This is a genomic window from Coprococcus sp. AF16-5 (assembly GCF_003479365.1).
Taxonomy (GTDB): domain Bacteria; phylum Bacillota; class Clostridia; order Lachnospirales; family Lachnospiraceae; genus Coprococcus; species Coprococcus aceti.
The window spans coordinates 44063-56408 of the sequence record NZ_QUGZ01000001.1 but is presented as its reverse complement, the minus strand read 5'-3'; the positions used below and the strand labels follow the sequence as shown (position 1 = coordinate 56408).

The window sequence follows — 12346 nt, the reverse complement described above, 5'->3', positions numbered from 1 at the left end:
TTAGCATAATAATTATCAATATTAAACCCAACATTTTAACACATTTTTTAATTGAGCTTCATCAATTTCACAGGTTAATATTTTGGTATATAACATTTTGTATACCCCATACTTAAATATCTTAACCATCTTTAACAGCCATATATAATCCAATTCTTTATCATATAATTTTCGTTTTTTCTCTGTAACCGAAAATTTATTATTACATAAATAATATCCTTCATGAATATACTGGTTTCTTAAGCTGTTTAACTCCTTTTTCAAATTTTCAATATTAACTTCTTCATCATATCTAAATAGGTCTATATTCTCATCAACAAAAGTACTTAACCTATCATAATTACTTGGATACTTTCCTGTTTCTTTCTCCAAATATTCTCCCATATATAAGTCAATACACCTAAAATAAAAAACAAATTGTTCCTCCAATGTTGTGGGAGAAATAAAGCCAAAGGGGACATATTTATTTCTATTGGCTGTAGTCCTATAATCTAATGTTTTATACATTTTCTCAACATATACAAAAAAATCCACTTTTACCGGCTGGTATAACACTTTTTCACAATACTTATCTTTACAAAGTAATTTATGCTTTACATCAAAACACTTATTGTCAGTAGTAATAATGTATGTAGTATAAGAATGTATTCCTAGTAAGCAGTAGGAATTCATAATTACATCAAACTCATTTATATATTTTAAAACCTCTTCGCATTTTATAGGTTGATTCAACTTAATCTTAGCTTTATTCTCCGACTCAATAGTAATATTTCGGTTATCATTTTTTGAAATACTATTACAAGTTCCCAAAAACTCTATACAATCTATATTATTCTTGTTTATTTCTATAATTTTTTTGTCTGGGTTAAGTATTTGTCTATAAACAATCTCTTTTTCATTTTCACTAATAACTATTGAAGGATTATTATATAAATTGTTTAATACAGAATTATATAAAATAACCCCATTAATATTTATGTCATGAAAAAATGCCTCAAAATCATTTTCTTTTTTTGTTGCTAAATAAAAATCTGTTTTATATTTTTGGTATTGTGTCAATCCGTTTTTTCCACACACTCTATGAAACCTTGATGAAAACATAAACTTTCTACTTAATAAATCCGCTATATAAATATTCTTATAGGAAACCTCCGAACCTATTGGCGTATATTCATCAATATCCCCATAGTAATCAAATATCATCACTTCCAGATATCCTTCTCTCAAATCATACTGTCCTTCATATTTTGACTCCATATTAGATACATACACACTACATTTATTCATTTGCTATCTCCTATTCATTCATCCTCCGCAACCATACCAATCTCGCCACGACTCTCACCATACATAACCTTCTGTGTGCCACCTATACTCATAGCTCCACCGACACCATAATACTTCTCAAAGAACTGTTTCAGTTTTTCTATGACCGCCTGTTTCTTCTTGTCACGTCCGCTTCCTCCAAATCTTGAAACTGGTGGCATAAGCTTGTCTATGTCAGTTCCGGCTGTTCTGATTTCTCCATCGCGGAATGCATTTTCTATATAGCGTCTCGTGTTCTCTGGATTCAAGCGCTCCTCGGATATGAGCTGAGCAAGATCATTTTCACGCTGCTCTACAACAAACTCCCGCCATTCAGCCATTACATCCTCTACATCATTGATTCCTGCAATGAAACTTTCTATCAATGCTTTCTTGCTACGGAGTTCTGGACTCGCCTCTACTGCTCGCTTAATAGTTATGAGGACTTCCTTATCCTCACAATGTGTATCATGATATTTTTTGACAAGCATGAGTATATAATCTATGTTGATTTCTATTTGCTTTATAAGCTCAACCTCAAATACAATGTCGTCCGTTATATCTGTACTTTCATTATTCTCTCTCTTGCGTCTCCATTCATCGCGCAAATCCTGATAACGTCCAAGATAATCCTGCAAATCACGTTCAGAAATAAGTTCATTTCCTTTGTACTCGTCAAATGACAACAAAAGATTTCTCATTCTCAGGAATGCACCAAATAACGCAATAAAGGCTTTCTGTTTATGCTCACCTATTATTTGTGGATCCATAAGTGGGAATTTCTCCTTAAGCTCCTCTACCATATCTACATATCCTGGCATATGCTCGCCATCAACCGATTCATAGCCGTAATAATAATCTTTGAAACTCTGGAGAAGAACTATCCCACCTGCATTTTTATCACCAAACAGTGATATTGCGCTGTCCACTCTCTTCTGAAGATTTCTAAAGCAGACGATATTCCCAAATGTCTTTATAGAGTTTAATATACGATTTGTCCTGCTGAATGCCTGGATCAAACCATGCATCTTCAGATTTTTATCAACCCATAATGTATTCAGTGTCGTTGCATCAAATCCCGTAAGGAACATATTTACAACAATTAACAAATCTATCTCCTTATTCTTCATTCTGAGCGATACATCCTTATAATAATTCTGGAATCTGTCACCATCGGTTGAATAATTTGTGTGGAACATCTTATTATAGTCATCTATTGCACCATCCAAGAAGTCCCTCGCAGTCTGGTCAAGTGCCGTTGTATCCTCCGAATTCTCTTCGTCAAGAAGGCCATCCACTTCCTCTTCATTTGCCGCATAGCTGAAGATAGTTGCAATACGCAAATGCTTTGTCGGATCCAGTTTCATCTGGCGTTTGAACTCCTGATAATACAGTTTTGCCATAGGAACAGAAGCTACTGCAAATATCGAATTGAAACCACTAAGTCTCTGCGACCTTTTGACTTCTTCAACTGCACCTCTCTCAGCAGACGCAACCTCCTGTATATTCGTCAGAGTATTGTATATGTATGTCTTGTCACCCCTATATGTCTTCTGATCAAAATGATCTAATATATACTTTGTAACCAACTCTATTCTCTTCGGCGCCATCATAGCTTTTTCACGGTTGATATCCCATACCATCTCATCTGCGATTTCTTCATCCACATCCATTGTCTTGATGTAATCAACTCGGAACGGCAACACATTATTGTCATTGATGGCATCAACTATAGTGTAGGCATGCAACTGATCTCCAAATGTCTGAGCAGTTGTAAAAAACTCTGGATTCTTTACTTTTCCTGAATTGACCGAAAATATCGGTGTACCCGTAAAACCAAACAAGTGGTATCTCTTGAAATTCTTAACTATTGCTGTATGCATATCACCAAACTGACTTCTATGGCATTCATCAAATATGATAACAACATGCTTGTCATAAACTTCATGTTCAGGATTTTTCTTGATAAATGTAGCCAGTTTCTGAATAGTCGTGATTATTATGTGCGCATTATTATCCTCAAGCTGCCTCTTCAGGATACGTGTAGAACTGTTACTATTTGCAGCTCCCTTCTCGAATCTGTCGTACTCCTTCATAGTCTGATAATCCAGATCCTTACGGTCAACGACAAATAAAACCTTATCTATATACGAAAGCTGTGAAGCCAATCTTGCAGTCTTAAAAGATGTGAGTGTTTTTCCTGATCCTGTGGTATGCCAAATATATCCTCCACCAGCTACACTTCCATACTTTTTATAGTTATTAGCTATCTCTATTCGATTCAATATTCTCTCTGTCGCTGTTATCTGATACGGACGCATTACCATGAGTATGTTTTCAGATGTGAATATACAATACTTTGTAAGTATGTTAAGCAACGTATGCTTTGCAAAGAAAGTCTTTGTAAAGTCAACCATATCCGGAATCACTCTGTTATTTGCATCTGCCCAAAAACAGGTAAATTCAAAGCTATTACTTGTTTTTCCGCGTTTTGCATTGCCAGCCTTAGCATCCCTTATGGCATTATCGCGCGTGCTATTTGAATAATATTTGGTGTTTGTTCCGTTTGAAATTACAAAGATCTGGACATACTCAAAAAGCCCACTGCCTGCCCAGAAAGAATCTCTCTTATATCGATTGATCTGATTGAATGCCTCTCGTATCTGAACTCCCCTTCGTTTAAGCTCAACATGAACAAGTGGCAGTCCATTGACAAGAACTGTCACATCATATCTGTTGTCATGTTTTGCCCCATCCTGAAGCCCCATCACATACTGATTTATAACCTGCAACCTATTATTGTGGATATTGGTCTTGTCAATAAGTGAAATATTCTTGGTTGAGCCATCATCCCGCTTAAGAACTTTTCTGTAATCCTCCTGAATATTACGTGTCTTATCCTGCAAACTAAAGTTTGGATTTGCAATATCATTATTGAAGAAATATGTCCACTCTTTATCTGTGAACTCATAATTGTTGAGTTCCTGCAGCCTCTCACGAAGATTACTTATCATATCCCGCTCGGTATGTAATGGCAGATATTCATACCCCTGCTCGCAGAGCATCCTTATAAACTCCTGCTCCAACTCTGCCTCGCTCTGATAACTATCAGATCGTCTTTTTACCGGTTCATATTCTGTAACAACTGTATTCTCAGATGTCTCCGCTACTATGTTAAAATATGACACTCCGTATCCCCCTTTGCCTTATCATTAAGTACTCCATCTATGATTTTTAATTCATCTTTATCAAACTTGTGATTTGAAAATATCTTTCTATCTGTAGTACGGCACATCGCCTCAAATATATGTTTTCTCCATTCATCCGTTATCTCAAATAAACAATTCTTTGGATACTTGTCCTTATTTTCTCCACCAACCATAATCAAACATAAGCTGGCCGTAATTGGAAATATAATCTCATCGTTTTGAACAACCTCGCCTTTCATCAGACATTCTTTATTTGAATTCCTTATATATACTGGATTATCTGATGTTATCAATCTTGACTTATTATCAACACCTATCATAAAAGACATGCCAACCATAGGTCCAATAATTGAACCAAGTATTTCAAATTGGTTATCGCTTATTCCAACAAATTTTTTATTGTTATCTACATACTTCTCATCATTCCTACAATAAGTATCTATAAAGGATAAACACTGAATGCGAACAATATTCTTTAACTGCTCCTCACTTTTGTCATTCTTCCATACCTCTTTAGCTACTTCTAATGCTAAGTTCAAAAAAGTCGGAGTTCTGAGTAGTTGTATTGTCATATATCCCATTAAATGTAGCTTCTCGTCACGTGTTAAAAAGCATTTTGTCTTGTAGTTATCTTTGACAAATGCCTTCTTTTCAATATTTGTTCTAAGTTTTGCATACCGATTCTCTAATATACTAAAGCAATTCTCCAACCTGTTATCATAAACTACTTCGCCTTTTTTACCCGTAACCTCATACAAGTCCCTTTCAAAACAAACCGAATTTACTGGTACCGCTATTTTGCTTTGTGTTCTTTCTTGTAAGTCATAGTAAAACACACAATATTTAGTTTTTGAGCTTTTACTATTTTCACTACATTTGTCCAAGTATTGTGGTGCAAAGCCTCTCAAATATACCCGTGGAACATAATGTTGCTTCTCTGTTCTATTAGAACCATTTGGCATATATCACAACTCCTTAAATGATAAAAGCTTGTCTCTATAATATTCATATTGTTTCTGACGTTTCACTATTTCTGCTGGAAGTCCTGACTGCAAATCATTACAGATAACTTCAAATTTATCAAGCAAATCTATGATCCGTCTTTGCTCATCTATTGATGGTATTTGTAATTCTAATGATCGGACAATCTCAGCATTAAGATTCTGTATAGCGCCTCCAAATGACGCTTTTTTCCCCATTTCATTCTGTAAACTATCAGAGCTCAATAAATGATATAAATAGTCTGGTACAAAATAATCTTCAAAATCACTAATTGATAACCAGCCATCATGAATACATCCGTCTATTTGTAAAATATATGGTCTTCCAAAACTCATTGAGTTTGATAGAATGAAATCTCCTTTTTTTACTTTTCTTGACTTTTCTGCACCTTCTATTGTTATTCTTTCTGCTGTCTGAGTAATATATTTTGTATTTATCCCAGCATCTCCAATTTTTATCCAATTAATACCTTGTTCACTAGATGTAATATACCTTTTGATTGGACGCGGTGACGCACCTCTTGTTATTGATGCTATATCCCCAAACTTAACAACAGCATATCCAAACACGTACTGTAAAAGCTTAATTATGCTCTGTCTGTCTGTCTGTCTGTCTGTCTGTCTGTCTGTCTGTCTGTCTGTCTGTCTGTCTGTCTGTCTGTCTGTCTGTCTGTCTGTCTGTCTGTCTGTCTGTCTGTCTGTCTGTCTGTCTGTCTGTCTGTCTGTCTGTCTGTCTGTCTGTCTGTCTGTCTGTCTGTCTGTCTGTCTGTCTGTCTGTCTGTCTGTCTGTCTGTCTGTCTGTCTGTCTGTCTGTCTGTCTGTCTGTCTGTCTGTCTGTCTGTCTGTCTGTCTGTCTGTCTGTCTGTCTGTCTGTCTGTCTGTCTGTCTGTCTGTCTGTCTGTCTGTCTGTCTGTCTGTCTGTCTGTCTGTCTGTCTGTCTGTCTGTCTGTCTGTCTGTCTGTCTGTCTGTCTGTCTGTCTGTCTGTCTGTCTGTCTGTCTGTCTGTCTGTCTGTCTGTCTGTCTGTCTGTCTGTCTGTCTGTCTGTCTGTCTGTCTGTCTGTCTGTCTGTCTGTCTGTCTGTCTGTCTGTCTGTCTGTCTGTCTGTCTGTCTGTCTGTCTGTCTGTCTGTCTGTCTGTCTGTCTGTCTGTCTGTCTGTCTGTCTGTCTGTCTGTCTGTCTGTCTGTCTGTCTGTCTGTCTGTCTGTCTGTCTGTCTGTCTGTCTGTCTGTCTGTCTGTCTGTCTGTCTGTTAGGATTGTCTTTCCTGTCTCTGCAAATGTCAACAGTACAGCTCTATAATATTCATATTGTTTCTGGCGTGCCTCTATTTCAGCCGGCAATCCAATGCCCAAATCAGAACAAATCAATTCAAAATTGTCCAATACATTAACTAATCTTTGTTGGACATCCAATGGTGGTATTGGTACTGGAAACGCATTTAACATCGGTCTCCTTATTGACGCAACAGAACCTTGAAACATGGATTTTTGAATATATGATAAAAATGTCGCTCTCATATAATGAAAATAATATCTTGGCAACACTTCCGGACTATTAATATGTATTCTATATGCCCTTTGATGTAATGCATATTTTCCTTCAACATAATGAAAAACTTTACCTACACCTACTCCATCTCCTGCTGTAATTATTGCAGTTTCATCAAATTCAAAATCATTTTTTCGCAACGGTTCCTGGGATCTAACATAAAAGGGATATCTGCCATCATCAATACTTTCATTTGTATTACTACTACCTGTCCCAATATCTGCAATATCCGATAAATTAACTATCTTAACTTTATTATCAAATCTTAATAATTTATTCTGATAAAATGCATACTGTTTCTTACGAGCTGTAAGCTCGGCTGTAAGCTCGGCTGTAAGCAACGTGAAAGAGTCCAAAATATGGACTATTTCACGTTGTACCTCAAGAGGAGGTACGGGGAGTCTATAATCCTCAGTAATCTTTAATGAAATTTGAGGTAAAGATCCCATTCCTGATGCTGCTTCACGAAAATATGAAATATTATTTTTCAATACATAGTACAAAAATTTTACACTAACATCATTTTCTGCTGTATATGCCCACATTTCATTTTTAAAAGTAAATGCTTTATCGTAATACACAAAATCAATAACACCTCGACTTTGAACAAGAACTGCTGGAACACGTGTAATGTTTGCTTTTGGAATATCTTCCTCATGCGCATCAATAACTGTTTTTCCACCAGCGAAAATTCTTATTTCTCCCTCATCACTAGCAATATCTTTCATTTTTCCCGCAGTAATTGGTGTTCCCTTTAATCTTGTGTACACATCCTTTATTCTCTTAAATGGCACTCCATCTGGGCATAACTCAGCAATCAATTCATCTAACTTACTCATACGCCCTCCTCAATTTCTGCAATAATTTTATCAATTTCATCACGAAGCACCTGTTCACGAGCAACGATCTCTTTAATCTCCGCATTTAGCTTTACAATATCAATCTTCTCCCTCGTATCCTCAGCCTCAACATATATTGACACAGACAAGTTATAGTCATTTGTAGATACCTCTTCATATGTAGCCAGATGTGAAAAATGCTGAACATCTTCACGTTTTGTAAATGTTTCTACAATTCTATCTATATTCTCCGGTGTCAGTTTATTGTTGTTTGTAACCTTGACACACTCCTTGGTTGCATCTATAAACAAAGTCTTATTATCTGTCTTATTCTTCTTCATAACCATAATGCACGTTGCTATTGAAGTTCCAAAGAACAGATTGCTTGGCAACTGTATGATGCAATCCACATAGTTATTATCTACAAGATATTTTCTGATTTTCTGCTCTGCGCCACCACGATACATAATGCCAGGGAAGCATACTATCGCTGCAGTTCCATTTGACGCAAGCCATGCCAAACTATGCATTATAAATGCCATATCCGCCTTGCTCTTAGGAGCCAATACTCCCGCAGGAGAAAATCTTGGATCATTTATAAGAAGTGGATTCTCGTCGCCAGCCCATTTTATTGAATACGGCGGATTAGACACTATAAGCTCAAATGGCTCGTCATCCCAATGCTGCGGGCTGGTAAGTGTATCCTCGCAAGCTATATCAAACTTATCGAATCCAACATCATGAAGGAACATATTTATACGGCACAGGTTATATGTAGTTATATTTATTTCCTGTCCATAGAATCCGTTTCTGATGGCTTCCCTACCTAGAACCTTTTCCGCCTTAAGCAACAATGAACCAGATCCGCAGGCAGGATCGTATACCTTATTTATTTCGGTCTTGCCAACTGTTCCAAGCCTTGTAAGAAGTTCAGACACATCCGCAGGCGTGAAGAACTCACCGCCGGACTTTCCTGCATTTGACGCATACATAGTCATGAGATACTCATACGCATCACCGAATGCATCTATGGAATGATCTTTCACATCGCCAAGATTCATATCCCCCACCCCATTGAGGAGCTTTACAAGTTTCTCATTTCTCTTGGCAACAGTATAACCAAGCTTATTACTATTAACATCGAAGTCATCAAAGAGTCCTGCAAAATCATTCTCTGCCTCGCTGCCCTTTGCGGAATCCTCTATATGCCTAAATACTCTTTCAAGTGTCTCATTCAAATTTTCGTCTTCTGCCGCCCTTGCTCTGACATTACAGAACAGCTCACTCGGAAGAATAAAGAATCCCTTTTCCTCTACCAGACCTTCCCTAGCTTCTTCTGCCTCCTCATCAGGCATCACAGCAAAATCAAAGTCTGTATTACCAGCCTCTGCCTCGCCCTCATTTATGTAATTACAAAGGTTTTCAGAAATATATCTATAGAACATCGTTCCTAATACATAATTCTTGAAATCCCATCCGTCCACAGCTCCACGTAGTTCATCTGCTATCGCCCAGATGGCGCGATGAAGTTCATCTCGTTCCTGTTCTTTTTTTGTGTCTACCATCTAATCTCTCCTGCATTTTATCTTTTTATATTAAATATCACATGTTATGCGCATTACTACCTTTTTTGAAATAGTAAGAAATGCCATATATGCCACTAATATAATTCCAATTAGAATTTTATTAAATTCGACTTTCGACATCAATACCAATAACCCATTATGTACTAAATAAAACAAGAGAAATAACATACTACCTACTGCTGGTGAACTTCTTCTTTTATAAAATATCCCTACAACCATATATGTAATTAGCACAAGCGCTGCCCCTATTATCATGTTGAAAAAAACTGGACCAAATGGTACTTCTATGGCTGCATTTTCAAATGGGTTTGATACAAAAAACTGTCTAATTATCACACTCACTGTATGAACCAAATAATACATTTTTACCTCCTTTATGATTTATATAAAATACAAGCTTTTATTACAGTTCATATTTTAGTTTTACAAATGTTATAGTTTTTATGTCCTTTCGTTTTGCATACACCTTTTTATATTTTACAATATATCTTTCTATATGTAAAACTGCTCTTCCTCTTTTTTCCGACTACTTATGCCATTGTTTCCACATAATTAACAATCTTAACCATCCTTTTACCATACCGCCTTCTAAAAAACCTTTTATACAATTCTACTCCATTTGCTGTACTGTTTTTTCCTCACCAAACAAAGTGAAAAGGACAGCCCACATTCTAGTGGTCTGCCCATGTCTATTTCATTAACCGAGTTTTTCCAGCCCCACCCCAATCTTCAAATTTCTCTCCGTCTCCACCCTATCAAACTTAACCACATAGCACCCTATATCTCCCCTGATACCGGTTATCGTGCCCTCGCCGAACACCTTATGTCTCACCCGGTCGCCGGGCTTTAGCTCGGTGTCCAGCGGCATATAGCGGCTTTCATTTGCGGCTATGTAGCTCTTCGTGTCGTCGACAAGGCGCTGTGGGAGCTCGTTCACGTAGTCGATGGCTTCCCGGTCTATATTGAATATGAATCTAGAAGGATATCTAAATGAATCATCATAGTTCAGCCCCTCGGCATCGCTGATGTACAGACCGCGCTCCGCTCTGGTACATGCCACGTATGCCATGCGTCGTTCCTCCTCGAGCATTGCCTCAGTGTCCACGTGCTTGCTTGGGAATATACCTTCATTTACACCACACACGAACACATATGGGAACTCCAGGCCCTTTGCGGTGTGTATGGTCATCATCGTCACAGAATCCTTGTCCTTCTCCCTGTCATTGTTCGTGTAGAGAGCTATGCTCTGCAGATATTCCTCCAGCGTATTCTCCTCACCGGAGGTCTTCTCATATTCGTCTATCGACTGCTTCAGCTCTGCCAGGTTGTCCATCCTTTCCTGTTCGCCTGCCTGTCTGAGCATCGCCTCGTAGCCCGTGGCTGCCATGAGCTCTGTCACAAGGTCTGACAGACTTTTCTCCTTGTATGTCTTCCTGAAATTTTCTATGATCTCGACAAAGGCTGAAACACCTGTCGACTTAACAGTCTTCTCCTCCAGAAGATCCTGAAGACCGCTGTACAGTGAGCATCTGTGAGTCTCACAGTACGACTTCAGCATCGACATTCTTTTTTTGCCAAAGTTCCGCTTTGGTTCATTTATCACCCTGCGAAATGACAGATCATCCGCGTATGCCACCATCCTGAGATATGCCAGCACATCCTTTATCTCCTTGCGTTTGTAGAACTCCGTTCCGCTGTAGAGGATATACGGGATCTTTGTCTTGATAAATGCTTCCTCTATGCTTCTCGACACGAAATGTGACCTGTACAAAACGGCTATGTCACTGTACTTTGTGCCCGCCTCAACCAGTCTTTTTATCTCATTTGTCACCCACTGGGCTTCATCCCCGGTGGTCCTGGAATGTACGTACAGAGGGCGTGCCTCAGACGGCTTCACAGCCACAAGCCTGTGGGGCAGTCTGTTCCTGTTCTTCTCGATCAGTGAGTTGGACACCGCCAGTATGTCAGGAGTTGAACGATAATTCGTGTCGAGGAATATGGTCTGTGTATTCTCATGGTTCTTGTCGAATTCCAGTATGTACTCTATCCTTGCCCCGCGCCACGTATATATGGTCTGATCCGGATCGCCCACGATGAACAGATTCCTGTGATAGCCGCTGAGTATCTCCGCCAGCGCATACTGGTTACCGCTGACATCCTGAAACTCGTCCACCATGACATACATCATGCGTTCCTGCCATTTGCGGCATTTCTCCGCATCAGTTCTGAGGATGTGGAGCGCAATGGTTATGAGATCATCATAGTCAAGTCCATACACCTTCTTCTGTTCGTACAGGTATCCCAGAAATACTTTTTCAGGAATGTCTGAGGCGTTCTCATAATCCGCCAGCAGTCTGTCGTTGCTTATGTCCGCCAAATATGCGATATGCTGCATCTCGTTCTTCATAGCCGATATGTGATCCCTGGCCATGTCAAATGTATATGTTCTCGACTGTATATGGGCATTCTCGTACACAGTTTTGAGTATCTCCTCCGTGTCCTCGCTGTCCATCACCACGAAGTTCTGAGGATAATTGATGACATGGATATCCTCCCTCAGAAGCTTCACACAGAAGCCGTGAAATGTACAGATGTATCCCGTATCACTGTCCCCGATCATCTGTCTGATACGCTTGCTCATCTCCCTCGCCGCTTTATTTGTAAATGTGACACACAGTATATTCGATGTGGATATTCCAAGCTCGTCCACCAGATACGCATACCTGTAAGTGAGCGCCTTTGTCTTGCCGGTTCCCGCTCCCGCAATTATGCGCACATACCCTTCTGTGGCGGTCACTGCCTCCTTTTGCTGTTCATTCAGTTCATCTATAAAATTATCCATACAGTCCTCCATATAT

Annotated in this window: 8 protein-coding genes and 1 pseudogene; all 9 read right to left on the bottom strand. The window is 38.7% G+C overall.

Features of this window, described 5'->3' with window-relative positions; all coding sequences use genetic code 11:
• Positions 1-21 precede the first annotated feature (21 nt).
• The gene (locus tag DWW70_RS00200; protein ID WP_118649056.1) at positions 22-1287 is read right to left on the bottom strand and encodes a hypothetical protein; all 1266 of its coding nucleotides are present in this window, start codon (positions 1285-1287) and stop codon (positions 22-24) included.
• A gap of 14 nt (positions 1288-1301) precedes the next feature.
• The gene (locus DWW70_RS00195; protein ID WP_118649055.1) at positions 1302-4493 is read right to left on the bottom strand and encodes a type I restriction endonuclease subunit R; all 3192 of its coding nucleotides are present in this window, start codon (positions 4491-4493) and stop codon (positions 1302-1304) included.
• Positions 4475-5476, bottom strand: a complete 1002-nt coding sequence (locus DWW70_RS00190) for a DUF4238 domain-containing protein (protein WP_118649054.1) — start codon at positions 5474-5476, stop codon at positions 4475-4477. The genes DWW70_RS00195 and DWW70_RS00190 overlap by 19 nt, the downstream gene beginning before the upstream one ends.
• A gap of 3 nt (positions 5477-5479) precedes the next feature.
• Complete coding sequence (locus tag DWW70_RS00185) at positions 5480-6085, bottom strand: restriction endonuclease subunit S (RefSeq protein WP_118649053.1); 606 nt, start codon at positions 6083-6085, stop codon at positions 5480-5482.
• Positions 6086-6102: 17 nt separating this feature from the next.
• Positions 6103-6798, bottom strand: coding sequence for a hypothetical protein (locus DWW70_RS15065; protein WP_243017627.1), 696 nt, complete (start codon positions 6796-6798; stop codon positions 6103-6105).
• Positions 6799-6897: 99 nt separating this feature from the next.
• Positions 6898-7902, bottom strand: a pseudogene (locus DWW70_RS15545) (restriction endonuclease subunit S); the annotation flags it as partial.
• Positions 7899-9467 (bottom strand): type I restriction-modification system subunit M, encoded by a 1569-nt coding sequence (locus DWW70_RS00175; protein ID WP_118649052.1) that lies wholly within the window; start codon positions 9465-9467, stop codon positions 7899-7901. The pseudogene DWW70_RS15545 and the gene DWW70_RS00175, both read right to left, overlap by 4 nt.
• A gap of 30 nt (positions 9468-9497) precedes the next feature.
• On the bottom strand, positions 9498-9851 hold the full coding sequence (locus DWW70_RS00170) for a hypothetical protein (RefSeq protein WP_118649051.1): 354 nt from the start codon (positions 9849-9851) through the stop codon (positions 9498-9500).
• Between the two features lie 334 nt (positions 9852-10185).
• Positions 10186-12330 carry an ATP-dependent helicase gene (locus DWW70_RS00165; RefSeq protein WP_199669310.1) on the bottom strand — a complete coding sequence of 715 codons (2145 nt, stop codon included), beginning with the start codon at positions 12328-12330 and terminating at the stop codon, positions 10186-10188.
• Between the last annotated feature and the right edge of the window lie 16 nt (positions 12331-12346).

Excerpts from the sequence above, each read along its gene's own strand:
- DWW70_RS00165 (WP_199669310.1), bottom strand. The coding sequence starts at position 12,330 with ATGGATAATTTTATAGATGAACTGAATGAACAGCAAAAGGAGGCAGTG.
- DWW70_RS00190 (WP_118649054.1), bottom strand. The coding sequence starts at position 5,476 with ATGCCAAATGGTTCTAATAGAACAGAGAAGCAACATTATGTTCCACGG.
- DWW70_RS00175 (WP_118649052.1), bottom strand. The coding sequence starts at position 9,467 with ATGGTAGACACAAAAAAAGAACAGGAACGAGATGAACTTCATCGCGCC.
- DWW70_RS00170 (WP_118649051.1), bottom strand. The coding sequence starts at position 9,851 with ATGTATTATTTGGTTCATACAGTGAGTGTGATAATTAGACAGTTTTTT.
- DWW70_RS00200 (WP_118649056.1), bottom strand. The coding sequence starts at position 1,287 with ATGAATAAATGTAGTGTGTATGTATCTAATATGGAGTCAAAATATGAA.